Below are 24,725 nucleotides of genomic sequence, written 5' to 3'. Positions count from 1 at the left end.
GCAGCGCTCAACCGTCTCTCCTCATCTGCCGAGGCCTTCAGGCCAATTCGGCGAACAGGCTGTTGTAGCCTGTCTTCGTGATTCGTACCCGGATAATGTCACCGATTTCGCCAGCCTTTTCATCAACAATAACCGGCTGCAGCCACGGCGAGCGGCCAACCTTCTGGCCGGCTTGGCGGCCCGGCTTTTCGACCAGCGTGTCGATGGTCTTGCCGACCAGGCTTGCGCCGAAATGCTGCTGCTGTTTCAGAAGCAGCGCTTGCAATCGCTGCAGGCGCTCGTCCTTGACGGCCTCCGGCACCTGATCGTTCATTTCGGCGCCCGGCGTGCCGGGCCGCGGAGAGTATTTGAACGAGAAGGCCGAGGCATAGTTGACGTCTTCCACCAACTGCATCGTCGCCTCGAAATCCGCTTCCGTCTCACCGGGGAAGCCGACGATAAAATCGCCGGACAGTGCGATGTCGTTCCGTGCGGCACGGATGCGGTCGATCAACGTCAGATAGTCCTTGGCCATATGCCTGCGGTTCATCGCCTTGAGTATGCGGTCGGAGCCGGATTGCACCGGTAAATGTAGATAGGGCATCAGCGCAGGCAAATCACGATGGGCGGCGATCAATTCATCGTCCATGTCGCGCGGATGGCTGGTCGTGTAGCGCAGCCGCGCCAGACCTGGAATCTCTGCGAGCCTGAACAGCAGCCGGCCAAGGCCCCATTCCTCGCTGTCTTCGCCTCTTCCATGCCAGGCGTTGACGTTCTGGCCGAGCAGCGTCACCTCGCGCACGCCGGCATCCGCCAGGCGCTCGGCTTCGGCGACGATCTGTGCCACCGGCCGCGAGACTTCCGAGCCGCGCGTATAGGGCACGACACAGAAGGTGCAGAACTTGTCGCAGCCTTCCTGAACGGTCAAGAACGCCGTCACGCCGCGCCTGATCAGTTCGGCGCGCTTGGGCTGCGGCAGATGCTCGAACTTGTCCTCGACGGCATAGTCGGTCTCGACGATCTTTTCTCCGCTCCGCGCCTTCGCCAGCACAGCGGGCAGCCGGTGGTAGGTCTGCGGGCCGATGACCAGATCGACCGCCGGCGAGCGACGGATGATCTCGGCACCCTCGGCCTGCGCCACGCAGCCGGCGACGCCGACCAGCATTTCGCGCCCGGCCTTGGCACGTTCCGCCTTCAACTCCCGGATGCGCCCAAGTTCGGAATAGACCTTTTCGGCCGCTTTCTCGCGGATGTGGCAGGTGTTGAGCAGCACCAGATCGGCCTCGCCAATGGCGTCTGTCGCGGCATAGCCGTCGATGGCCAGAGCATCGGTCATGCGCTGCGAATCGTAGACGTTCATCTGGCAGCCATAGGTCTTGACGAAGACCTTCCTGGTCGCGGCAGGCGGAACGACCAAGTCTTCGGCGGCAGCGCCGATGTCGTCGCGTTCTATCGTGTTCAATTCCATTTCGCGGCTTCTAGCGCCTTTCACTGACAAAAAACAGACGAATCTGGCCGGTACCGCGCAGACTACCGGCTCGGGCGCGGTTCGGCGAGCGCCGCCTGCACCATCGCGCGCACCTGGCGTTCCATCTGCTTTGCCGTCTCCTTGCGGCTGGAGCCCTTGGAGAAAGCAATCGCTTCGCCAAAATGCACCTCGACGTCGAGAGCGCCCTCGGCCATCAGCACCTTGAGGTGCGGCATCAGTTCCTCATCGCCGATCCAGGCGGCAACCGGTCGATGCCGGCGGCCGAGTGGCACGCCATGCAGGCGCGTATAAACGATCGCCACCGGCTGGATGAAGACCTGTTCGGCCGCCCCTTCAGCAATCGCCATCGTAGCTGCGCCGAACAGTGTGCTCTTGAACGGCAGGATCATGTTGCCGTCGCCGGTCGAGCCTTCGGCGAACAGCACCATGGCGTCCCCCTTGGCCATCCGGCGGGCGATCTCGCTCGCCTGGTCGCCCGACGAACGTTTGCGCTCACGTTCGATGAAGACGGTGCGTTGCAGCTTCGACAGCATGCCGATCAGCGGCCAGCCGGCCATGTCGGCTCTGGCGATGAACGTCACGTCGACCATCGATCCCAGCACCATGATGTCGGTCCAGGAGATGTGGTTGGCGGCGACCAGCAATGGGCGTTGGCCGGATAGCGCCCCTTTGACATGGATGCGCAGCCCCAGCGCCCTGACGATCATCCTGTGCCAGATCTTCAGGATGAAGGTCTCGCGCCAGAGCCCGGTCTTCATCGACAAGACCTGCAGCGGCACAAGCACCAATGAGCCGACGACAACCAGCCCCAGCGCCAGGAAAATCCTGATTTTTCCGATCATCCGCACCACCCCGGCGTTTGGCTAGCGAAGATCGCGGCGCATGACAAGCGCGCCGGTCGGGCCGTGCTCCGGCGACTTGTAATAGTTGGCGCGCTTGCCGACCTCGCGGAAGCCGAGCCGCCGGTAGAGCGCGATCGCGGCGACGTTGGTCTCGTCGACCTCAAGGAAAAGCGCCTCGGCGCGCTGTGCGTGCAGTTCACGCAGCACCGCATCCATCAATTGCCAGCCGAGCCCCCGGCGCCGGTGCGAGCGTGCCACCGCGACCGTCAGGATCTCCCCCTCGCCGGCGGCCAGCCGCGCCAGCACGAAGCCGACCGGCGGCTTGGTACCCTGTCCGGTCTCGCGCGCGGCATAGCCGAACACCGTCTCCTGCTCGAGCAGCGCGGCGAATTCGTCGTCGGTCCACGGCCGCGCGAAATCCTCGCGATGCAGCACCGACATGGCCGCGCTGTCGGCAACCGTCAGCGGCTCGATCGCATAGTCCCTGCGACGCGGCTGGAGGAATGGAATGCGCATCAGTTTTTTTGCCTGGATAGAACAAAGCCGGCCTGCGGCTTGGCGTCGGCGCCCCGCAGATAAAGCGGTTTCGGCTTTTCGCCCTCGCCGTGTTTACCGGGACCTTGGGCCGCGGCCAGCCGCGCATAGACAGCGATGTCGGCGGTGGCCGCCGTCTCGCCGAGATCGAAGCTGCGTCCGGCCGCCGCGGCAATTTGGGTTGCCGCCGTGCCCGCCAGAACCGGAGAGATGTCGATCGCCATGGCTGCGGCGTGCGAGAGCGTGGTCACAGCCGGACCATAGATCAGAACCGACCTCTCATCGTAAAGTGCCGCATGGATCTCATCGCGGCCTGCATCGAGCGCTGCGAGCACGGCGCGGCGGGGAAATATCGCTGCGGTCTCTGCCGCCAGTGCCTCCAGAGTCGTCACGCCGATCGCCGGGATTTTCAGCGCCAGCGCCAGGCCGCGCGCCGCCGAGACGCCGACACGCAGTCCGGTGAAGGAGCCCGGACCGGTTGAAACGGCAATGGCGCCGAGGCTGGCATAATCGCTTCCGGCCGCCTTCAACGCGCCTTCGATGACACCCATCAGATGCTCGGCATGACCCTTGCCGAGATCGAGCACCGAACGGCCGAGTTCTTTCCCGGCCGCCGCGTCGTAGACGCAGGCGGCGCAGAGATTGGCGGCACAGTCGATGGCAAGCAACTTCATGAAGCGGCCGGTTGAGACAGTTTCGAAAACAGCTTCCCTCTGCCCGCCAGGGCTGATCCCCGCAAGGGAATAATGGATAAATCGTCAGGCGACTTGGCTTCGGCGCGGGTCCAAGAATGTAAGTTCCAACGCACCCAATCCCCACAATAGGTATCGGAACTAGCCGACCTGTTCGATACGCAGCAGGTGATTGTCCCAGACATAGTCCGGCTCTGAACGGGTCGCGCCACCGGACTCGACGATATCGCCGGCGCCGGTCGTCGCCATGAAGCTTTCCCCATCGGGCGCAACGCCGCAAACCTCGACCAGCGCCTTGGTGGCGACGATGCGGCCGCTGGCCGTGTCGATCACGGCAAGCGAATTCCCCTCAGGCGAAGACACGGCGATGGTGCCGGCGGCAGGGTTGGCCGCGACCGAGCCGATATAATTTCTGAAGGCCGAGAGCACGTCCTGCGGCATGTCGAGCAATTTCAAGTCCATGCCGCGCGGCGCGCGGCCGAGCAGTGGGGGACGATCGGTACCCGGCCCCCTGTATTGACAGCCGAACCAGACGGTGCCGGAGCGGTCGGCATCCATATGGCGGATCGACAGTTGGTGCAGCGCCGGCGGCAATCCGTGCTTTTCGGTGAGATCGCCGGTAAGGCGGTCGACCAGAACATAGGAAGGCTTCATCGTTGCGATATTGAGCTCGGCGCGGCCATAATCCGGATGCGTCTCGATGCCGCCATTGGCGACAGCGATTGTCCTGCCGTCGGAGAGAAGCAGAAGTTCGTGCGGCCCCATGCCGTATGTCGGGAACTCGCCGATACGCTTGAATTTCGCATGCGCGTCATAGACGCCGACGACGCCGGCGGCATTGTCGAAATCGTTCTCGGTTGCGTAGAGCAGCGTGCCATCGGCCGAAAACACGCCATGGCCGAAGAAATGCCGGCCGGCAACGCTGGCAATGGTGTGCGGTTCATCGCGGCCGGTATGGTCGAAGACGACAGCAAAGGTGCCCGGCTGCCTGGCAAACACCACCGAACGCTTAGACACCGGGTCGAAGGTAACGTCGTGGCCCCGATCGGGCAGATCGATCGTGTGCAACAACTTGCCGGCCTCGGACAGGACGGCCGCGCCATAGCTGCCGTCGCGCTTGACGAAAGCGGTGGCGAAGACCGCGTCGGCGTCGAGTGTATTTGCCCAGGCCGAAGGCGCCATCGCCGCCACGAAACCAGCGCCCGCGGCCCTCAGGAAATCGCGCCGATCGATCAGCGGCGTCCTCATGATCAGTCGCCATCCAGTGACGAGAACCCGGCGGTCAGGCCGAATTCGGCGGTCAGCCTGGCGCCGATCAGGGTCGTCAGGCTGGATGTCACCAGTGCGAAGTAGTCGAGCTTCTGGCGCAACGTCGGATCGGCTAGTGCCTTGTCGACCGGACCCCTGATCGCCTTGGCGGCCTCGATCCCGTTGGTGAATTGGATGTGGACCGATTCCGCCATCCAGCGTGCATCAGGCGGCAGCGCATCGCCAAGCTGGGAGGCCTGGAACAGCGCATCCATGCCCGCCAGATTGCCGGTCAGCGAGCGTGCGGTGTTCTGCGAGCGCCAATAAATCGCCTGTTTCGGTTTGTCGGCCTCCGGCTTGGCGCCCAGGAAGCCTTTCAGGCGCACGTCGCGAACCATTTCCAACTCGTTGATGAAGACGCCGACCAGTTCGGTCACCGCTTCAGTGCCGTCGTGATAGAGCGCGTTCTGCGGACCGGGATTGGCCCAGAGCGCGGCAAAGCCGTCGGGCTTGTTCCAGGCCTCGCCGACCTCGCCGGCAATCGTCTCGACATTGCCGGCAATGGCTGCACCATAGGCGCAGCGATAGGCGTCGCCCTTGCCGGCCAATTGACCGGCCCCATCGCCGTAGAGCACGAACTCCAATGCGCCGAGCCCTTGCATGGCGACACTCTTTCTCGCCAGTTGGGCCGGATCGGCGGCCGCCGGATCGTTGCCGGCCAGTGCTGCCTGCACCTGCTTCAGGCCGATGCTCTTGCGGTCCGGCCAAAACAGCATGCGCTCAAGCCGGTTGTTTTCGGCGATCGGCCCGAAACGGATGATTTCCACCACCGACCAGGCATCCACGACGCCTGAGAATTCGGCGCGTGCCGCATCGAGAGTATCTTGCGAAGGCGCCTGGCAAAGCGCGTGCATGGTCTTGGCCAAGCTGTCCGCATGGTCATGCAGCCTGGCATAGGCCGGGCGGACGAAGCCGTCGATCGCCCGCTGGATCACATCCGAAGCCTTCACTGCGGCGGATGCCGACAGCGCATCGGCGAGGACCAGCATCAGCGCGAGTGCAAGACGCTTCCGCATCAGAGCGACTCCAGAAACTTGATCAGCGCGGCGCGTTCGGCCGCATTGGCAGCGGCAAAGCGGTCACGCGCTTTCTGGCCCTCGCCGCCATGCCACAGGATTGCCTCGGCCAGGCTGCGTGCGCGCCCGTCATGCAGGAAGAAGGTGTTGCCGCTGACGGTCTGGGTGAGCCCGATGCCCCACAGCGGCGGCGTGCGCCATTCGCTTCCCCTAGCCTCGCCCACCGCCTGTCCGTCGGCAAGGCCGGGTCCCATGTCATGCAGCAGGAAATCGGAATAAGGCCAGATCAGCTGGAAGGCCTGCGCTTTGTTCGGGGTGCCGCGACGGGTGACGAATTTCGGCGTATGGCAGGAGATGCAGCCCATATCGTAGAACAGTTTTTTGCCGGCGAGCACGTCCGGTCTGTCGAGATCGCGCCGAGCCGGCACGGCAAGGTTTTGCGAATAGAAGGTCACGAGGTCCATGACCGGCGGCGGCGCTTCGACCGGACCGAGGCGCTCCTGCACACCGTTGGGTAGGGCAAGGCAGGTCTTTTCTGCGGCGCTGCAATCGCCCCAGTGCCTCGGCACCTCAGGCGTCGAAATGCCGATATCGCCCGCAAAAGCGTCCGCCGATTGCTGACGGATCGAAGCCGCCTGCGCCTTCCAGCCGAAACGGCCGAGCGTCAGTTCACCGCTGCTGCCGTCGCGTATTATGTTGGGCCTGCCGGAAATCCCGTCACCATCGCGGTCGGTCGCATCGGCACGCGCAAGGATGTCGGCAGGAGCGATCTGCTCCACCAGGCCAAGGCCGATCATAGGCGGTGTCATGCGCGGCGACAGCGTGGTGTGCGGATCGAGCCGCCCGTAGGCGAGACCCTCGACCGAATAGCTCGGCTTGCGCAGCGACACGACGCTGCCGTCCGCCAGTTTTACTTTCTGCTCCTGATAATCGACATGCATCCTGCCTTCGCCCTGCAGGCCAGGAACGGCTAGCTCCTGAAGTTGTGTGCCATAGACCGGGTCGGGAAAGTTGAGCACCTTGTGATCGGCGAGCGCGGCTTTCTCCTCCTCGGTACTGGCTTCCCTTGCCAGGCGCAGGAACATCGAGGTGGTGCCGCTGTCGCCTTCGGGTGGATGGCCGCGGCCGTCCTTCCGATGGCAGTTTTGGCAGGCGCGCTCGTTGAACAGCGGGCCGAGCCCATCCGAGGCTTGTGTCGAGGATGGCGACGACACCCAGTTCTTGCGGAAAATGGCATTGCCGAGCTTGAAGGTACCCTCTTCCTCGAAGCTGATGTTGGCGGAGGATTGCGAGAAGGCATCCTTGTTGACGTCCTTCTTCGAGGTGCCGGCGCCGCCCTGCATCACTTCGAATTGCTCGGGCTTGGAGAAATCGCTGGTCGGCCTGGTGATCGCGATGACGCGCGCCAGATCCTTCGGCGTCAGATCGGTGCGGCTGGTGGCAAGCCCCGCCGGTTGCGGCGCTCCGGCCAGCGCCGAGGCTGTGAGCGTCGCCACCGCGGCAAGAAAAGGGCCGCGAAGGATCCCGTATCGCGGCTTCTTCTGAGGCGGCAGGCCGCAATCTTCGGCCGGCAAGCGGCGCAAGCAATCTAGGGGGCGCCGCATTCCGGCATGTCCTTATTCCGCCTCGTCGGCCGACGCTGCGTTGAGTTGGCCGTACTTTTCCTCGCCGATGGAGGCGAGCAGGTCGAGTTGCGTCTCGAGGAAGTCGATGTGACCTTCCTCGTCAGCCAGCAATTCCTCGAACAGCTTCATCGTCACGTAGTCGCCTGCTTCGTTGCAAACCTCGCGCGAACGCTTGTAGGCGGTGCGCGCGTCATATTCGCCGGCAAGATCGGATTCGAGCACTTCCTTGACATTCTGCCCGATACGCAGCGGCGCCACGGACTGCAGGTTCGGCTGGCCCTCAAGGAAGATGATGCGCGCCACGAGCCGGTCGGCATGGTGCATTTCTTCGATCGATTCAGCGCGTTCCTTCTTCGCCAGCTTGGCGTATCCCCAGTCTTCCAGCAGCCGGAAATGCACCCAGTATTGATTGACCGCCCCAAGTTCCAGAAACAGAGCCTCGTTAAGCCGCTCTATGATCTGCTGTTCGCCTTTCATGGGTTCTGCTCCCGTATTGGACGCGCAGGCCTCTGACGCGATCCAGGTGTGAAACGATGTCCACGCCGCTCGCCGCCGAGCGGGCGTGATAATTTTCGGTGACCCGAATGATCGTTTCGACCACATTTGGGAAGCAGCCGCAACAGCGACCGCGCTTGTGCATGGCATGATAGACCTTCGCCGGCACGATCAGCTGCCAGGGGTCCTCATCCAGCAGTCCGACGATCGTCTGCTCTATCTCCTTTTCGGTGATGATGTTGCAATGGCAGATCAGCATTTGTCGCTCTGGCTAACGGCGCTCATTTGCGCCGCGTGGCTGTTGGTTTCGAAGTTTACTGGAACACCTTGTCCGGTGAATCGAGGCTGTCCGAGCCCTCGAAGGCGATGGCATTGAGCTTCAGGGTGCCGACGGCGCGTTCGATCGACTTGGTCTGATCGACCAGCGCGTCGATCGCCGCCTGCACGGTGGCGTTGCCGTCAGCGTTACCCTCGGCGATCTGCTGGTCATAGGCCTCGCCGGCAAGCGCCCGCGCCTTGATGGCCTCCATCTTGGCGATGGTGACATCCAGTTTAGCCGACAATTCCTTGTCGATCGCCGGATCGGCCGCCTTCACCATGTCGGCCACCGACGGCCCCTCCACGACAGTGCCGTCAAGCCGCGTGTAGCTGCCGTGATAGGCGGCACGGATGCCGATCGCATCGTAGAGATGGGAGTTGTAAGTGTTGTCGGAGAAGCAATCGTGCTCCTCTTCCGGATCGTGCAGCAAAAGGCCGAGCTTCATCCGCTCGCCGGCGAGTTCGCCATAGGACAGCGAGCCCATGCCGGTGAAGATGGTCGAAATGGCGGCGTTCGGCTCGCCATCGACAAGGTTCTTGCGGGCGGCGCCGCCTGCCTTCCAGTCGTCGACCATATCCTTTAGATCGGAAACCAGAAGGTCGCTCGCCGATTTCAGGTACTGCGCCCGACGGTCGCAATTGCCGCCGGTGCAATTGGCGAGGTCGTAATCGGTGTAGGGCCGCTCGCCGGCGCCCGGACCGGTTCCGTGCAGGTCCTGACCCCAAAGCAGGAATTCGATGGCGTGATAGCCGGTCGCCACATTGGCCTCGATGCCGCCGGCCTCCTGCAGGGTGCCGGAGAGGAACTCCGGCGTCAGATTGGTGGCGTCGACCTTCTTGCCGTTGATCTCGATCGACTTATTGGCGATCACATTGGCGGTGTAGAGCGCGTTGGCATCCGACTCGGTGCCGTAGCTCTTGGCGACATAGTCGATCAAGCCCTCGTCAAGCGGCCAGGAGTTCACCTTGCCTTCCCAGTCGTCGACGATGGCATTGCCGAAGCGATAGACCTCGGTCTGCCGATAGGGAACGCGCGATGCCTTCCAGGCCTCGCGGGCGGCGTTCAGCGTCTCGGCTGATGGCTTGGCGAGCAGCGCATCGACAGCCTTGTCGAGCGCCTCGGCCGTGATCAGCGAATCCTCATATTTGGCGAGCGCGATGTCGGAATAGGTCTTGATGACCGCCTTGGCATCGGTTTGCGCCTTGGCCGGCAGCACGAACACCGCCGCCGTGAGCATCGCGGTGGCGCCGATCGCCGCAAGCCTGCCGCCATACCGTGCCGTGATCATCGTTCTCATGACTGTCTCTCCTCGGGAATCAATGAAATGCCGGCGCCGCGGCGGGCAGCTGCCAGCGGGCAAAGAAGGGTCGCGCCATCGCGCGGTTCGCGGAAGAAAGACACCGAAATGCCTCCAATCGAAAGGGTTCAAGGCCCAGACATCAAAGGGATGCGCTGACGCGCGAGCTTCCATAAAACGGCGAAGACACCGGATGTCAACTGGTGGCGTAGAAAAAATTCAATTGAAACAACAGTTTAGAATTATTCTAAACTAGAACTGTCAACTTTAACACCGATGTATAGGGATGCCGGCGCATGACGCGGTTGACAGGCGGCCGTTCCGGGTGCGACCCGGATCGGCGCTCTTGCGGCGGGACCAGACAATCGCCACCTGGCGGGACGTCCTAGATTTGGGTGAGGAATCGGGCTGTTATGAAGATCGGGGTCGTCATTGTCGGTGCGGGTCATGCGGGCGTGCAAGCGGCCGCCAGTCTGCGCGAAGAAGGCTATGACGGGCCGGTAATCCTGATCGGCGACGAAAACGAATTGCCCTACCACAAGCCGCCGCTGTCGAAGACCTTCATCAAGGATCAGCAAGCAAAGCCGCAGCCGTTGCGCGGCGAGGCTTTTTATGCCGGCAGCGCCATCGACTACCGGCCAGGCCTCCGGGTCGAGCGGATCGACGTCGCCGGCCGCCGGCTGGAGATATCAGGCGGCGTGCTGCCGTTCGACCGGCTGATCCTCGCCACCGGCGCGCGTCCGCGCCTGCTGCCGCTGCCGGGTTCGGAGCTTTCTGGCGTTGTGCCGCTGCGCTCGCTCAGTGATGCCCGCCTGATCCGCGAATTGAGCGCGCAAAGCGAGGAGGTCGTCATCCTCGGCGGCGGCTTCATCGGCCTTGAGATTGCCGCAACGCTCACCGCCGCCGGCCGCAAGGTCACGGTGGTCGAGGCGGTTGACCGGCTGCTCGGGCGCGCCGTGGCGCCGGTCATCGCCGGCCATGTGCGCCAGCGGCTGGAGGCGACCGGTGTGCGCATCCTTACCGGCACCACCATCGAACGGCTGGAGGGCGAGAACGGCCGTGTTTCGGCTGCAATCACCTCATCTGGCGAAGGATTGCCGGCGCAGATGGTCGTCATCGGCATTGGCGTCGTGCCGAATGTCGAATTGGCCGAAGCCGCCGGCGTTGCCATCGCCAACGGCATCCGCGTCGACCAGCAGATGCGCACGTCGGTGCCGGAAATCCTCGCCATCGGCGACGCCGCGTCCTACCGGCACTGGTTCACAGGCGGCGACGTGCGGCTGGAATCGGTGCAGAACGCCACCGACCAGGCGCGGCTCGCCGCGCGCACCATTGCCGGCCACACCGACAATTACTCGGCGGTGCCGTGGTTCTGGTCCGATATCGGCGACATGAAGCTGCAGATGGTCGGCCTGATTGCGGGCGGCGACAGCCATATCGTGCTGGGCGACGTGGCCGAGAACAAATTCTCTATCTATCACTACGCCGGAAGCCGGCTGCTCGGCATCGAATCGGTCAACCGGCCCGGCGACCACATGCTTGGCCGCAAGATGCTCGGCGCCGGCTTTTCGCCGTCGCCGCAGATTGTCGCGACTGGGCCCGACGGGCTGAAGGCGGCGCTCGCCGCCTTCCAGGAAGAAGAGCCTGTCCGCGCTGCGGGATAAGATCAAACCCAATCACCCTGAATGACCTAGTCTAGTTCGACCGGGAGCTGACCTTCAAACATATAGCGAAGTAAAGGAAACAGCGGTATTTTGACCAATTGAAATCGTCGGGGGGTGCTCATGGCTCTATATGTCATTGGCGCAGGCATGGGTCGCACTGGCACATATTCGCTGAAGCTCGCGTTGGAGCATCTTGGGTTCGGGCCGTGTCATCACATGGCAGATGTCCACGCCAATCCCGAGCAGAAGACGCTGTGGCGCGCAGCCGGCCAGGGACAACTCCCGACTTGGGATGTGGCATATGCCGGCTATCTTTCCGCGGTCGATTGGCCAACGGCGCATTTTTGGCGCGAAGTGAGTGACCACTACCCTGATGCGAAGGTTATCCTGACAGTTCGTGACCCCGAAGCCTGGTATGACAGCATGGCGCAAACAATAGGGCTCACGATGGATGCTGCTACCAATGATCCACAGTCCTTTGGTGTGGCGGTGATTGGAAACACTGTCTTTGGCGGTCGATTTGATAACCGTGATCACGCAATCGCCGTCTATGAAGCACATAACGCTTCCGTGAAATCAACGCTGCCACCTGAACGCCTTCTTACTTATCAGGCCTCCGAAGGGTGGGAGCCGCTTTGTGCCTTTCTCGGTGTACAGTTGCCTTCCGAACCGTTTCCACGCACCAATTCGACTGCCGAATTTCGTGCTCGCATAGGGCGTTGAACGGCGGCTTGCCGCCTGTCTCCGCCTTCGCCGCAGTTGAATCCCAGGCGGTATCCTCGCCGCTCAGGCGGCGCGGGCCTCGCGGATCGAACTTTCCAGGATGTCGAGCGCCTCGTTCATGACGCCGTCCTGGATGGTGATCGGCGCGAGGAAGCGGATGACGTTGCCGTAGACGCCGCAGGTCAGCAGGATCAGACCCTTGTCGAGCGCCTTCAGCCGTACCGCATTGGCGAGTTCCGGCGACGGCAGGCCCTTCGTCACATCGTTGAACTCGACCGCGTTCATAAAGCCGGGGCCCCTGATATCGACGATCTCCGGCGCTTCGTCACGGATCGATTGCAGGCGCTGCTTCAGACGGTTGCCCAGCGTGTTGGCGCGGTCGCAGAGCTTCTCCTCGTCGATGACGTCAAGCACGGCATGCGCCGCGGCGACGCCGATCGGACTGCCGCCATAGGTGCCGCCGAGCCCGCCGGGGTTCGGCGCATCCATGATCTCGGCACGTCCGGTGACCGCCGCCAGCGGAAAGCCGCCGGCCAGGCTCTTGGCCATGGTGGTGATGTCGGCCGCCACCTCGTGGTGGTCCATTGCGAACATCTTGCCGGTGCGGGCAAAGCCGGTCTGCACCTCGTCGGCGATCAGCAGCATGCCGTGCTGGTCGCAGATCTTGCGCAATGCGGTCATGAAGTCGCGCGGCGCCTCGTAGAAGCCGCCCTCGCCCTGCACCGGCTCGACGATGATGGCGGCGACGCGGGCCGGATCGACGTCGGCCTTGAACAGCCGATCGAGCGCCGCCAACGAATCGGCGACCGACACGCCGTGCAGCGAAACCGGGAACGGCGCATGGAAGACATCCGCCGGCATGGCGCCGAAGCCGACCTTGTAGGGCACGACCTTGCCGGTCAGTGCCATGCCCATGAAGGTGCGGCCGTGAAAGCCGCCGGAAAAAGCGATGACCGCCGGCCGGCCGGTGGCGTTACGGGCAATCTTGATAGCGTTCTCGACCGCCTCGGCGCCGGTAGTGACAAAAATCGTCTTCTTGTCGAACTTGCCGGGCAGCATGCCGTTCAGCCGTTCGGCCAGCCGGATATAGCTCTCGTAGGGCACGACCTGGTAGCAGGTATGGGTGAAGCGGTCGAGCTGCGCCTTGACCGCTTCGATCACCGTGGGATGACGGTGGCCAGTGTTGACGACAGCGATACCGGACGAAAAATCGATATAGCGGCGGCCTTCGACGTCCCAGATTTCCGAGTTTTCGGCGCGATCGGCATAGATCTGAGTGGTCATGCCGACGCCGCGCGAAATCGACTGGTTCTTGCGTTCGGAAATGGCTGAATTTGTCATCGTATCCCTCACCGGACCGGCGCCCGCTCTCGTTCGATGGCTGTTAAGACTCTTTTGGGCTTATTTCAGGTTTTCCTCAAGTTGGCACCGTCGCCCGGCGATTGGGCCTGTCGATGCCGATGTCGGCAACCGAACGCCCGTCGCTCATGCCGTCCTGACAAACCCCTCGCTCGCCCTCAGCAGATTGCGCGTGTAGTCCTTGGTGACGCGGCGCTCGACGAGGTCGCCGGCGGTGAGGTGCTCGACCGCCTCGCCGTTCTGCATGACCATCAGCCGCTCGCACATATGGGTGATGATGGCGAGGTCGTGGCTGACCATCAGGAAGGTCAGCTTGCGCCGCCGCCGGATCTCTTCCAGCAGGTTCAGCACCTCCGCCTGCACCGAAGCGTCGAGCGCCGAGGTCGGCTCATCGAGCAGCAGGATCGACGGTTCGAGGATCAGGGCACGGGCGATTGCCACGCGCTGGCGCTGGCCGCCGGACAATTGATGCGAATAGCGAAAACGGAAGCCGGTGCCCAGGCCGACCTCGTCCAACGCCCGCTGGATGCGCTTTTCGCCGTCAGCAAAGCCGTGAATGGCGAGCGGCTCCTGCAGCAAGCGGTCGACGGTCTGGCGCGGGTGCAGTGAGCCGTACGGGTCCTGGAAGACCATCTGCACCTCGCGGTAGAACGCCTTGTCGCGGCGCGCGCCGAGCTGTTTGCCGTTGACGGCGATCGTGCCCGAAGCGGCCGGCGCCAGGCCGGCGATTGCCCTGAGTAACGTCGACTTGCCGGAGCCGGACTCGCCGACCAGGCCGAAGGATTCACCGGATTCGACTTCGAGGCTGACGCCCTTCAGCGCGCGAAAACGGTCGAAGACCACCTCCAGCCGGTCAACGGAAAGGGCTGCCGTCATGCCGCCCACTCCGGCTTGCGGTCGAGCACCGGCAGCGGGTGACGGTCGGCGCCGATCTTGGGCATGCAGTTGAGCAGGCCGCGCGTATAGGGATGCTGGGCACGGCCGAGCTCCGAGGCTTTGAGCTGTTCGACCACCTTGCCGGCATACATGACGATGACACGATCGCAGAAAGATGAGACCAAGCGCAGGTCGTGCGAGATGAAGATCAGCCCCATGCCGCGCTCGCTGACCAGCCGGTCGAGGATGCTGAGCACGTCGAGCTGCACGGTGACGTCGAGTGCCGAGGTCGGCTCGTCGGCGATCATCATCTCCGGCCCGGCGATCAGCATCATGGCGATCATGGCGCGCTGGCCCATGCCGCCGGAAACCTCGTGCGGATGCAGGTCGAAGACACGGGCCGGATCGCGGATCTGCACAGCCTCCAGCATGGCAAGCGCGCGGTCGCGGGCTTCGGCCTTGGAGACTGTCTCATGCGTGCGCAGTGTCTCGACGATCTGGCGGCCGATGCTCATCACCGGGTCGAGCGAATATTTCGGATCCTGCAGGATCATGGCGATACGCTTGCCACGCAGTGCGCGGCGCTCGCGCGGCGAGGCGGCCAGCAGGGCGATGCCGTCGAAAGCAAGCGTCTTTGCGGTCACCTCGGCCTGCGGCGGGGTGACGCCCATAATGGCGCGGCCGGTCTGCGACTTGCCCGAACCGCTCTCGCCGACGATGCCGAGCCGTTCGCGGCCGAGCGAGAAGGAAACGCCGCGCACTGCCTCGATCAGGCCGGTGCGCGTCGGGAAGGTGACGCGCAGCTCGTCGACTTCGAGAAGCGTGCTCATTGGTCACCGCTTCGCGGATCGAGCGCGTCGCGCAAGCCGTCGCCGAGCAGGTTGAAGCCCAGGCTGACGATGAGGATGGCAAAGCCCGGCGCGCCCGCCACCCACCACTGGTCGAGCACGAAGCGGCGGCCCGACGCGATCATCGCGCCCCATTCCGGCAGCGGCGGCTGCGCGCCGAGGCCGAGGAAGCCGAGGCCGGCGGCGGTCAGGCACATGCCGGCCATGTCGAGCGTCACCCGGATGATCAGCGAGGAGATGCAGAGCGGCATGATGTGGCGAAGCACGATGCGGAACGGCGAAGCGCCCATCAACTGCACCGCCTTGATGTAATCGGAATTGCGCACCGTCAGCGTTTCGGCGCGGGCAATGCGGGCATAGGGCGGCCACGAAGTGATGGCGATGGCAAGCACGGCATTTTCAATGCCGGGGCCGAGCGCGGCGACAAAGGCCAGCGCTAGGATCAGCTTCGGAAAGGCGAGGAAGATGTCGGTGATGCGCATCAGGATCGCATCGGTCCAGCCGCCGGCATAGCCGGCAACGGTGCCGACCAGCAAGCCGATGGGCGCGGCGATGATGGCAACCAGAATGACGACGTACAGTGTCCAGCGCGAGCCGAAGATGATGCGCGAATAGATGTCGCGGCCGAGATCGTCGGTGCCGAACCAGTGCGCGGTACCCGGCGCCAGCAGCCGCGAGCCCTTGAGGTCACCGAATGTCGGCGAATAGGGCGCCAGCACATCGGCGAAGGCTGCGACCACCAGCAGGGCGATGATGATGAGCAGGCCGACAAAGGCCAGCCGGTTGGCGGAAAAGCGCCGCCAGGCTACATAGGCGCGGCCGAGCCTTGCCTGCACGCGCGACGCCGGCCGCTCGCTGAGCAGCCAATCACGGCGGGTTTGAATCGCTTCTGCGCTCATCCTGCCTTGGTCCTCATCCTGCCTTGGTCCTTGGGTCGAGCAGCCGGTAGAGCAGGTCGGACAAAAGATTGATGCCGATGAAGACCGAGCCGATGATGATCGTGCCCCCAAGCACGGCATTCATGTCGGCGTTCTGCAGCGAGTTGGTGATGTAGAGGCCGATGCCCGGCCACGAAAACACCGTCTCGGTCAGCACCGAGCCTTCGAGCAGCCCGGCATAGGACAGAGCGATCACCGTAACCATCGGCACCGCGGCGTTGCGCAGCGCGTGACCCCAGATGATGCGCGTTTCCGACAGGCCCTTGGCGCGCGCCGCCACGATGTATTCCTGGGTGAGTTCGTTCAGCATGAAGGAGCGCGTCATGCGGCTGATGTAGGCGAGCGAGAAATAGCCGAGCAGCGAGGCAGGCAGGATGATGTGGCGGAAGGCATCGGCAAATACGTCCCACTGCCGCTGCCAGAGTGCATCCAGCAGGTAAAAGCCGGTAATCGGCGTGAAGGTGTATTCGTAGACGATATCGAGGCGGCCGGGAAAGGCGACCCATTGCAGCTTGGCGTAGAACAGCACCAGCGCCAGCAGCCCCAGCCAGAAGATCGGCACGGAATAGCCGACAAGACCGATGATGCGCACGATCTGGTCGATGATGCTGCCGCGCCGCACGGCCGCCAGCACACCAAGCGGCACGCCGATCACCGAACCGATCAGCGTCCCTAGTGTTGCCAGTTCGAGCGTCGCCGGAAAGGCGCGGCGGATGTCCGTCATCACCGGATTAGTGGTCAGCACCGAGGTGCCGAAATCACCATTCAAGGCATGTTTGACATAGATGTAGAACTGCTCGACCAGCGGCAGGTCGAGACCCATCTCGCGGCGCGTTCGTTCGACGACATTGGTCGGCGCCCGGTCGCCGAGCACCGCCAGCACCGGGTCGATCGGGATCACCCGGCCGATGAAGAAGGTCACCGCGAGCAGACCGAGATAAGTCGTTATGGCGATGACCAGGAACCGGGCGATCGATGAGGCAGCGGCAACGGCGCGAGCGCTGCCGCGCCCCGCCGTCGTTTCCCTTTCAGCCAAGCTCATGCGGCGCGTCCGCCGAGATCACTCCTTCGAAACCGGGCCGACGAAGTTGGTGTCGAAGCTCGGACCGAGCGCAAAGCCCTTGAGGTTCTTGCGCAGGCCAGCCACTTCCAGCTGCTGGTGGATGATGACGAAAGGACTGGTATCGAGGATCTTCCTCTGAAGATCCTCGTACATTGCGGCGCGCTTGGCCGAATCCTTCTCGAGCAGGGCCGCCTCTGTCTGCTTGGTCAAGTCCGGAATGTCCCAAGCATTGCGCCAGGCCAGGGTCTTGGTCTTGGCTTCATCCGAATTGTCCGGGTTGCTGGCAAAGGTCTGGGCATTGGAGTTCGGATCGAAATAGTCCTGGCCCCACTGGCCGATATAGATGTCGTGGTTGCGGGCGCGGTATTTGGTCAGCGTCTGCTTGCCGTCGCCGGGGATGATCTCCAGCTTGATGCCGGCCTGTCCCAGCGTCTGCTGGATCGATTCCGCCATGCCGGTGGTCGGTTGGCCGGTGCGCACGTCCATGGTGACGTTGAAGCCGTCGGCGAGACCCGCCTTGGCAAGCAGGTCCTTGGCCTTGGCGACATCGAGCTTGAACGGGTTTTCGTCGAGAGCACCAAGGTCGCCCTTGGGCAGGAAGGTCTGGTGGATCTCGCCGATGCCCTTGAGGATGGTTGAGCTCAACGCGTCGTAGTCGACCAGATATTTGAAAGCCTGGCGGACCTCGGGCTTGGCGAGGTTCGGGTTCTTCTGGTTGAGGCTGATGTAAAAAACCGTGCCTTTCGGCGCGCTGGTGGTGGTGAGATCGGCGTTCTTGGCGATGGCGTCGAGATCGTTTGGCTCGAGATTGCGGGCGACGTCGATATCACCGGTTTCCAGCGCCAGGCGCTGGCCCGAGCTTTCCTTCATGTTGCGATAGATGACGCGGGCAAGCTTGGCCTTCTCGCCGTAGTAATTGTCGTTGCGCTCAAGGACGACAACTTCGTTGGCGCGCCATTCGCGCAGCTTGAAGGCACCGGAGCCGGCATAGCCGGTCTTCAGCCAGGCATTGCCGAAATCATTGTCCCATTTGTAGTCGGCGCTCGGCGTGACCGCCGCGACATGCTCCTTGACCAGCTTGGCGTCGACGACCGAGGCGACCGTCGCCGACAGGCAGTTCAGCACGAAGCTCGGCGCATAGGCCTTGTCGACGGTGAACTGGAACGTCGTGTCATCAACAGCCTTGGCCTTCTCGGTGACGTTGCCGCCGTCGATGCCGAACTGGCCGATGATGAAGGCCGGGCTCTTGTCGAGCTTGATGGCGCGCTCGAACGAATAGGCGACGTCCGCCGCTGTGATCGGATTGCCGGAGGCGAATTTGAGGCCGGGCTTGAGCTTGAACGTGTAGGTCAGGCCGTCGTCGGAGACGCTCCAGCTTTCGGCGAGATCGCCTTTGACCTTCGAGGTGTCGCTGAGGTCGAGGCGCACCAGGAGATCGTAGGTGTTGCCGGTGACTTCAGCGGTAGACAGTTCGAATGCCTCGCCTGGATCCATGGAGATGATGTCGTCGATGGCGAAACCCTCGACCAGCGTGTCGGCGGGCGTGACCGCGAAGGCAGGCGCACCGGCCAGAAGCAGCGCGGACATGGCGGCGCCCGCGAGCAAGAAGCGGGTGCGTAGAGCAAACTTTTCCATCATCATTTCAACTGTTCCCTGTTTTTGTTGACCTGAGTTCCCGGCTCAGGGTTGTGGCATTTCTTGCCGCGTCGAACGGTGATCCCCGGACCGTCGTATTGGCAATTTTTGTGCGGTTCCAGCTCACCATATCCGGCGGTTTCGAGCGCGGCAACGAGCATTTGCAGAACGGTCGATTGGGCCAGACCGGCGGTGCGAAAATCCGGCTATTTCAGCGCGGTAACCAGGTCGGGGTCGGGAAAGCAGGTAGCGGAACGGCCGTTGCTGGCCTGCCATTTGCCGATCGAGCGGCGCGTCTTGAAGCCAGGCAGGCCGTCGGCGCTGCCGACATCGTAGCCCTTGGCTTCCAGCGCCCGCTGCAGGGCGGCGATGTCGGAGCGGTAGAGCCCGCCGACCGCGCCCCAATTGCCCGAGAAATTGCTGTCGCCATGGGCGATGCGATCGGCGCCATGGCCGATGAACAGGGCATAGAGATCGCTGGTGTTATACTGCTTCAGCACGTAGAAATTGGGGGTCACGATGAAGGCCGGGCCGCTACGCCCGGCCGGCATCAAAAGAAAGCCCTCGGCTTTCAGTTCGCTCGCCGGGAACGGTTTACCCGACACACGCCTGATGCCCATATCAGCCCATTGGGAAATCTTCCTGCCCTGGTCCGGACCTTCGAGCGAGCACGAGACGCTTTCCGGCACCATCACCTCGAAGCCCCAGCCGCGGCCCCTGACCCAGCCATAATGTACGAGATAATTGGCGATCGATGCCAGTATGTCGGGCGTCGAATTCCAGATGTCGGTGCGGCCGTCGCCGTCAAAATCGACGGCATGCTTGAGGAACGACGTCGGCATGAACTGCGGCTGGCCGAGCGCGCCGGCCCAGGACGATTTCATCGCACCGACCGGGGCAAGCCCGCGCTCGACGATCTCCAGCGCCGCCAAGAGCTCGGTGCGGAAGAATTCCTTCTTGGTCGACATGAACGCCTTGGTGCCCAGCACCTCGAAGGCGTCATAAGGCAGCTTCGCTGCGCCGAAGCCGCTCTCGCGACCCCAGATCGCCAGCAGCACTTCGCCAGGCACGCCGTAGCGTTTCTCGATCGCTGCAAGGGTCCTAGCGTTGGCCGCCTCGCGGGTGCGGCCGCCGGCGGTCACCGCACGGACGATCTTTTCGGCGAAATAGGCGCCTGGCGAACCGAACTCGGCCTGATGCTGCTTCCGCGGCGTCGTCGCCCTCTCGCCCGGCTTTACCAGGTCGGGCAGCTTGAGGTTCGGCTTGACGCCGTCGAAGGCGGCATCGAAGGTTTTCCTGGAAATGCCTTTGGCGCTGGCTTCGGGCCAGAGGTCGTTGGCAAGCCAGGTGCGGAACTGGTCGTCGATCTTTGCCGCGGAGGCGGGTGTGGCGAGGAGGAGGGCAACGATGGTTGCAAGAAGAAACGCAAAGCTGAGCATGCAAAGGTCGCGTTCCTTCGCGCCCCCCTCTGTCCTGCCGGACATCTCCCCCTCAAGGGGGGAGATTGGCAGTTTCGATTTCGTCGCCAGTTTCGCAGCGTTGAAGATTGGCGAAAGCCGGCATGACAGCCAATCTCCCCACTTGAGGGGGAGATGTCCGGCAGGACAGAGGGGGGCGTGAAAGAACGCAATCATCTCAGAGCTACCCTCCCCGCAACTCGCCTCAAAACACCGTCCGCGAGCGCAGTGCCGCGGCGAGCGTGCCTTCGTCGAGATAGTCGAGTTCGCCGCCCACCGGAACACCGTGCGCCAGGCGCGTCACCTTGACGTTGAAGCCGGAAAGCTGGTCGGTGAGGTAGTGCGCGGTAGTCTGGCCCTCGACCGTAGCGTTGACGGCGAGGATCACTTCCTTGACCTCGCCGCCGGCGACGCGATCGACCAGCGATCGGATGTTGAGCTCATCGGGACCAATGCCGTCGAGCGGCGACAGCGTACCGCCGAGCACATGATAACGCACGTTCATGGCGGTCGCCCGCTCCAGCGCCCAAAGGTCGGCCACGTCCTCGACAACGATGAGCGTGGTGGGGTCGCGGCGCGGGTCAGTGCAGATCATGCATGGATCGGAGGTGTCGACATTGCCGCAGGTCGAGCAGATGCGCACCTTGTCGACCGCCTCGCCCATGGCGGCGGCGAGCGGCGCCAGCAGCTGCTCCTTCTTCTTGATGAGGTGGAGCGCGGCGCGGCGCGCCGAACGCGGGCCGAGCCCCGGCACCTTGGCCAGCAGCTGGATCAGGCGTTCGATCTCGGGACCGGCGATTCGCTTCGACATCGCTCCGGTTTAGGATTTTTCAACGGGTTTTGGAACAGCGCTGAGGCGCGCTGTTCAGCCTGCAAAGAGGCAATCGCCCGGCGTTGCGCCGCCCCTCATTGCCCTGCCGGGCATTTCTCCCCGTACAACGCGCCGACTCCGGCCGCCTCAGTTTTCCTCCAGCGGCCGGGTCTGGCCGGCGATCATCGCGCCGATGGCGTCGGTGTTCTCGGGCGTCGTCTCGAACGACATTGTCGGCTCTGCCGGCGCCGCCTGGAATGATGTGACCGGCCGGGGGTTCACGGTTCCACCGAAACGGGCCGCGTCCGGTTCCTGCATTGGCTCTTGCAGCGCCACAAGGATTGGCTTCTCCGGTGCCGCCCTCGCCGCGGTCGCCATTCCTGCAGTCACCCTTGTCTGCTTTGCCGGCAGCGATGCGGCGGCGGTAACATAGGTTGCCTTGGCGAATGTCGGCTTGACCTCGCGAGCCGGCTCCGCCGAAGCGACAAGTATGGCCTGAGCGGCAGGCGCTTGCGGCTTGGCCTGGGCTATGGCGACCACCGGTTCGTCCGGCAACGGCTGCCAGTTGCGGCCGCGCTTTTCATAAAAGGCATTGCCGCCGGCGACCATGGTGTAGTGCATGTTCTTGTAGGGGAAGCGCAGGCCGGCGGTGTGGAAATACATGGTGTTCTTCAGCTTGGCTTTGCGCTCGCCCTTGAGCACCGCCTCGGCGGCCTCCTCGACGTCGGGCATCGCCTTCGAATTCATCGGCCGTGTCATGACGCCCGGCGCGAACTGGCCGCGCTCGCCAACCACTTCGCAGATGGTGCTGCCGTGCTTGCCGGACCGCAGTCGGTTCATCACCACGGTGCCAACCGCAATCATGCCGTCACGGCTCGACCGGTTGGACTCGAAGAACATCGCCCGCTCCAGGCATTCCTTCTCCTTCGGCGTGGAATTGTAGGAGCGCAAGCTCAGGAAACCCGGCGTAATGGCATCGGTCAGGCTGGACATGCCGTGCGAGGCGGTCTGACTGCAAGCGGCCAAAAACAGCGGCGAGATAACGACGCCGAGCCGCAACGGCGTCTTCCATCGGGTAGAGATCAACAGGTGTCCCCTCATTCTGCTGCCAGCCCGCCCCTGGTTGCGGCAAGAATGAGACACTTTCAGGCAAAAAGATGGCTAAAGCGTTATTAAGTTTGGGGCGTTGCCCAATAGACACAGCTGGCGGGCGAAGAGCGTTGGATCGCTGCCCTCTTCGGTCAGGTGCCGGCATGGTTCCAAGGATTCATGCCGTGACCTTGGAGCGCCGCAATCTCCGCAAGAGGGCTTGCCCAAGCCTGGAGAGATTGGTTCAGTCGACGCGGTAACTGTAAACACAGCTCGAGGTGTGCTGAGATTCAGGTCAGGCCGAGCCGAAAATGGCGGCTTCCGAGAACCGGAGCGGAGCGTACGTTTCGTACGTGAGCACCGGAAGCGCAGGAAGCCGCCGTTTGCAGGCCGGCATCACCTGAATATCAACACACCTTAGAACGGCAGCTTCATTCCCGGCGGGATCGGCAGTCCCGCGGTCAGGGCCTTGGTCTTCTCCTGCATGATCTGCTCGACCTTGGTCCTGGCGTCGTTGTGGGCAGCGAGGAGCAGGTCCTCGAGAATCTCGACCTCGTCCTCCTTGAACAGCGCCGGGTCGATCTTCAGCGACTTCATCTCGAATTTGCCGGTCAGCGTCACGCTGACCAGGCCGCCGCCGGCCTGTCCGGTGGCTTCCAGCGTGGCAATCTCATCCTGCATGGCCTGGAACTTGGCCTGCATTTCCTTTGCCTTGCCCATCAGGCCGAGAAGATCTTTCATCGCACGGTCCTTTGCAGTTGGTGCTGGTTGTTCAGGTTTCGTCGTCGTCGGCCGGCGGCTCGACCGGCACTTCGGCCTCTGCCGCATCGGCTTCCGGCGCGTCGGGAATGCGCACATCGATGATCTTGGCGCCGGGAAAGCGCGCCAGGATGGCGGCAACCGTCGGGTCGCTCTTGGCATCGAGGAAGGCGTTTTCGCGCTTTGTCGATTCCATCTCGGCCAGCGTCTGGCCGCCCTCCTCCTTCGACAGCGACACCAGCCAGCTGCGGCCCGTCCAGGCGCGCAGCTTGGCGGTCAAATCGTTGAGCAGCATCTTCGGCGCATCGTCGGTCAGGCTGACGTCGATACGGCCGGGCTCGATGCGCACCAGGCGCACGCAACGCTTCACCAGCACCTTGAAGGCCATGTCGCGCTGGGCGTCGGCAAGGGCGACAATATCGGCCAGCGATTTCACCGGCACCGGCGGCGCCTCGACCACCGGCTCCGGCGGAGCAACGAAGTTGGTCGGCACGGGCTCGGCCTCGACCAGGCGCATCGTCTGCGCGCCGCCATTGGCCGTCGGCATCCGCGTCTGCGCCACGGCACCGGCACCACCGCTTGCAGGCGCATGGTTTGCGGGGCCGGGGCTTGCCGGCGCGCCATTCACGCGCGGCGCGGCGCCCGGCGGCGAAACGCCGTTCTCCAGCGATTTGAGCGCCTCGTCCAGCGTCGGCAGGTCGGCGGCATGCGCCAGCCGGATCAGCACCATCTCGGCGGCGCTGACCGGGCGGTTGGAGGTCTGCACCTCGGGAATGCCTTTCAAGAGCATCTGCCATGTCCGCGACAGCACCTTGACCGACAGCGTGCTGGCGAAATCGGCGCCGCGCCGGCGCTCGTCCTCGGACAGCGAGGCGTCGTCGATGGCAGCCGGCACGAAACGCAGACGGGTGACCAGATGGTTGAACTCGGCAAGGTCGGTCAGCACCGCGGCAGGATCGGCGCCGGTATCGTACTGGGCACGGAATTCGGCAAGCGCGGCGGCGACGTCGCCCTTCATGACATGCTCGAACAGGTCGACGATGCGGGCGCGGTCGGCAAGGCCGAGCATGGCGCGCACCGCTTCGGCGCTGACCGCGCCGCCGCCATGGGCGATCGCCTGGTCGAGGATGGACTGCGCATCGCGCATCGAGCCTTCGGCCGCGCGGGCGATCATCGCCAGCGCATCCTCTTCGACTTCGATGCCCTCCAGACCGGCTATCCTGGCAAGGTCGGCCTTGATCATTGCCGCATCGATGCGCCTGAGGTCGAAACGCTGGCAGCGCGACAGGACGGTGATCGGCACCTTGCGGATTTCGGTGGTGGCGAAGATGAACTTGACGTGCGGCGGCGGCTCTTCCAGCGTCTTCAGCAGGCCGTTGAAGGCCTGGTTGGAAAGCATGTGCACTTCGTCGATGATGTAGACCTTGTAGCGCGCCGACACCGGGGCGTAGCGCACACGCTCGATGATGTCCCTGATATCGTCGATGCCGGTATGCGAGGCGGCGTCCATCTCGATGACGTCGACATGCCGGCCTTCCATGATCGCCTGGCAATGCTCGCCGAGCACGGCAAGGTCGACGGAAGGCTGGTCGACCGTCGGTGTTTTATAATTCAGCGCCCGGGCGAGTATGCGCGCGGTCGTCGTTTTGCCGACGCCGCGCACGCCGGTCAGCATCCAGGCCTGGGCGATGCGGCCGGTGGCAAAGGCATTGGTCAAGGTGCGGACCATCGGCTCCTGGCCGATCAGCTCGGAGAAATTCGACGGTCGGTATTTGCGCGCCAGCACGCGGTAGGCGGCAGGCTTGTCCAATTTCCCGGCCTCGTTTCCGGCTTCGCTCATTCGCCCGTCAAGCTCCAAGGGCTGCCACTGGAGGCCGCCGATTCCTGCGCATAGTTTCGCCCGCACG

24 protein-coding genes are annotated in these 24,725 nt (G+C 63.6%); 2 read left to right on the top strand and 22 right to left on the bottom strand.

The features are described 5' to 3' along the window. Positions 1–37 precede the first annotated feature (37 nt). The 10 genes from miaB to NKH50_RS10240 all read right to left on the bottom strand — a co-directional run bounded on the left by miaB (position 38) and on the right by NKH50_RS10240 (position 9,587). A complete protein-coding gene (miaB, locus tag NKH50_RS10285) occupies positions 38–1,447 on the bottom strand; it encodes a tRNA (N6-isopentenyl adenosine(37)-C2)-methylthiotransferase MiaB (RefSeq protein ID WP_352878410.1) in 1,410 nt (469 codons plus the stop codon). Between the two features lie 62 nt (positions 1,448–1,509). Next, positions 1,510–2,310 (bottom strand): lyso-ornithine lipid O-acyltransferase, encoded by an 801-nt coding sequence (gene olsA, locus NKH50_RS10280; RefSeq protein WP_352878407.1) that lies wholly within the window; start codon positions 2,308–2,310, stop codon positions 1,510–1,512. A 21-nt stretch (positions 2,311–2,331) separates the two neighbouring features. After that, entirely contained in the window at positions 2,332–2,826 is a 495-nt protein-coding gene (rimI, locus tag NKH50_RS10275) for a ribosomal protein S18-alanine N-acetyltransferase (RefSeq protein ID WP_352878404.1), read from the bottom strand. Beyond that, entirely contained in the window at positions 2,826–3,518 is a 693-nt protein-coding gene (gene tsaB / locus NKH50_RS10270; protein ID WP_352878401.1) for a tRNA (adenosine(37)-N6)-threonylcarbamoyltransferase complex dimerization subunit type 1 TsaB, read from the bottom strand. The genes rimI and tsaB overlap by 1 nt, the downstream gene beginning before the upstream one ends. 159 nt (positions 3,519–3,677) lie before the next feature. Beyond that, positions 3,678–4,784 (bottom strand): DUF1513 domain-containing protein, encoded by a 1,107-nt coding sequence (locus NKH50_RS10265; protein ID WP_352878399.1) that lies wholly within the window; start codon positions 4,782–4,784, stop codon positions 3,678–3,680. Between the two features lie 2 nt (positions 4,785–4,786). Continuing rightward, positions 4,787–5,860: an imelysin family protein gene (locus NKH50_RS10260; RefSeq protein WP_352878396.1), complete on the bottom strand. Its 1,074-nt coding sequence runs from the start codon at positions 5,858–5,860 to the stop codon at positions 4,787–4,789. Continuing rightward, positions 5,860–7,464: a di-heme oxidoreductase family protein gene (locus NKH50_RS10255; RefSeq protein ID WP_352878394.1), complete on the bottom strand. Its 1,605-nt coding sequence runs from the start codon at positions 7,462–7,464 to the stop codon at positions 5,860–5,862. Before NKH50_RS10255 ends, NKH50_RS10260 begins: the two co-directional genes overlap by 1 nt. Before the next feature lie 12 nt (positions 7,465–7,476). Next, complete coding sequence (bfr, locus tag NKH50_RS10250) at positions 7,477–7,962, bottom strand: bacterioferritin (RefSeq protein ID WP_352878391.1); 486 nt, start codon at positions 7,960–7,962, stop codon at positions 7,477–7,479. Continuing rightward, positions 7,928–8,239: a (2Fe-2S)-binding protein gene (locus NKH50_RS10245; protein WP_023676882.1), complete on the bottom strand. Its 312-nt coding sequence runs from the start codon at positions 8,237–8,239 to the stop codon at positions 7,928–7,930. Before NKH50_RS10245 ends, bfr begins: the two co-directional genes overlap by 35 nt. A 55-nt stretch (positions 8,240–8,294) precedes the next feature. Beyond that, positions 8,295–9,587 carry an imelysin family protein gene (locus tag NKH50_RS10240; RefSeq protein ID WP_352878571.1) on the bottom strand — a complete coding sequence of 431 codons (1,293 nt, stop codon included), beginning with the start codon at positions 9,585–9,587 and terminating at the stop codon, positions 8,295–8,297. A gap of 422 nt (positions 9,588–10,009) precedes the next feature. On the opposite strand from NKH50_RS10240, the gene NKH50_RS10235 reads away from it, so the two are divergent. Then, positions 10,010–11,260, top strand: coding sequence for an NAD(P)/FAD-dependent oxidoreductase (locus NKH50_RS10235; RefSeq protein ID WP_352878388.1), 1,251 nt, complete (start codon positions 10,010–10,012; stop codon positions 11,258–11,260). A 120-nt stretch (positions 11,261–11,380) separates the two neighbouring features. After that, entirely contained in the window at positions 11,381–11,983 is a 603-nt protein-coding gene (locus tag NKH50_RS10230) for a sulfotransferase family protein (protein ID WP_352878385.1), read from the top strand. Between the two features lie 63 nt (positions 11,984–12,046). Here the strand turns inward: NKH50_RS10230 and NKH50_RS10225 are convergent, their stop codons facing one another. From NKH50_RS10225 to NKH50_RS10170, 12 genes are all read right to left on the bottom strand, one after another. Continuing rightward, on the bottom strand, positions 12,047–13,324 hold the full coding sequence (locus tag NKH50_RS10225; RefSeq protein ID WP_352878382.1) for a 4-aminobutyrate--2-oxoglutarate transaminase: 1,278 nt from the start codon (positions 13,322–13,324) through the stop codon (positions 12,047–12,049). Between the two features lie 144 nt (positions 13,325–13,468). After that, on the bottom strand, positions 13,469–14,218 hold the full coding sequence (locus NKH50_RS10220; RefSeq protein WP_254816189.1) for an ABC transporter ATP-binding protein: 750 nt from the start codon (positions 14,216–14,218) through the stop codon (positions 13,469–13,471). After that, the gene (locus tag NKH50_RS10215; protein WP_352878379.1) at positions 14,215–15,048 is read right to left on the bottom strand and encodes an ABC transporter ATP-binding protein; all 834 of its coding nucleotides are present in this window, start codon (positions 15,046–15,048) and stop codon (positions 14,215–14,217) included. The genes NKH50_RS10220 and NKH50_RS10215 overlap by 4 nt, the downstream gene beginning before the upstream one ends. Continuing rightward, on the bottom strand, positions 15,045–15,965 hold the full coding sequence (locus NKH50_RS10210) for an ABC transporter permease (RefSeq protein ID WP_352878376.1): 921 nt from the start codon (positions 15,963–15,965) through the stop codon (positions 15,045–15,047). The genes NKH50_RS10215 and NKH50_RS10210 overlap by 4 nt, the downstream gene beginning before the upstream one ends. A gap of 13 nt (positions 15,966–15,978) precedes the next feature. Next, entirely contained in the window at positions 15,979–17,046 is a 1,068-nt protein-coding gene (locus NKH50_RS10205) for an ABC transporter permease (RefSeq protein ID WP_254816192.1), read from the bottom strand. A gap of 18 nt (positions 17,047–17,064) precedes the next feature. After that, positions 17,065–18,708, bottom strand: coding sequence for an ABC transporter substrate-binding protein (locus NKH50_RS10200; RefSeq protein ID WP_254816193.1), 1,644 nt, complete (start codon positions 18,706–18,708; stop codon positions 17,065–17,067). Further along, positions 18,705–18,863 (bottom strand): hypothetical protein, encoded by a 159-nt coding sequence (locus NKH50_RS10195; RefSeq protein WP_352475995.1) that lies wholly within the window; start codon positions 18,861–18,863, stop codon positions 18,705–18,707. Before NKH50_RS10195 ends, NKH50_RS10200 begins: the two co-directional genes overlap by 4 nt. Positions 18,864–18,908: 45 nt before the next feature. Then, positions 18,909–20,141 carry a lytic murein transglycosylase gene (locus tag NKH50_RS10190; RefSeq protein ID WP_352878372.1) on the bottom strand — a complete coding sequence of 411 codons (1,233 nt, stop codon included), beginning with the start codon at positions 20,139–20,141 and terminating at the stop codon, positions 18,909–18,911. Positions 20,142–20,364: 223 nt separating this feature from the next. Next, positions 20,365–20,970 carry a recombination mediator RecR gene (gene recR, locus NKH50_RS10185; RefSeq protein ID WP_352686846.1) on the bottom strand — a complete coding sequence of 202 codons (606 nt, stop codon included), beginning with the start codon at positions 20,968–20,970 and terminating at the stop codon, positions 20,365–20,367. Between the two features lie 147 nt (positions 20,971–21,117). Beyond that, on the bottom strand, positions 21,118–22,056 hold the full coding sequence (locus NKH50_RS10180; protein WP_352878369.1) for a cell wall hydrolase: 939 nt from the start codon (positions 22,054–22,056) through the stop codon (positions 21,118–21,120). 420 nt (positions 22,057–22,476) lie between these two features. After that, positions 22,477–22,800 carry a YbaB/EbfC family nucleoid-associated protein gene (locus NKH50_RS10175; RefSeq protein WP_254816197.1) on the bottom strand — a complete coding sequence of 108 codons (324 nt, stop codon included), beginning with the start codon at positions 22,798–22,800 and terminating at the stop codon, positions 22,477–22,479. A gap of 31 nt (positions 22,801–22,831) precedes the next feature. Beyond that, complete coding sequence (locus tag NKH50_RS10170) at positions 22,832–24,658, bottom strand: DNA polymerase III subunit gamma/tau (protein ID WP_352878366.1); 1,827 nt, start codon at positions 24,656–24,658, stop codon at positions 22,832–22,834. Positions 24,659–24,725: the final 67 nt, after the last annotated feature.

Source organism: Mesorhizobium sp. M1027, from assembly GCF_040318745.1.
GTDB lineage: Bacteria > Pseudomonadota > Alphaproteobacteria > Rhizobiales > Rhizobiaceae > Mesorhizobium.
The sequence above is the reverse complement of the archived record's forward strand: the minus strand, read 5'-3'. Positions and strand labels throughout refer to the sequence as shown.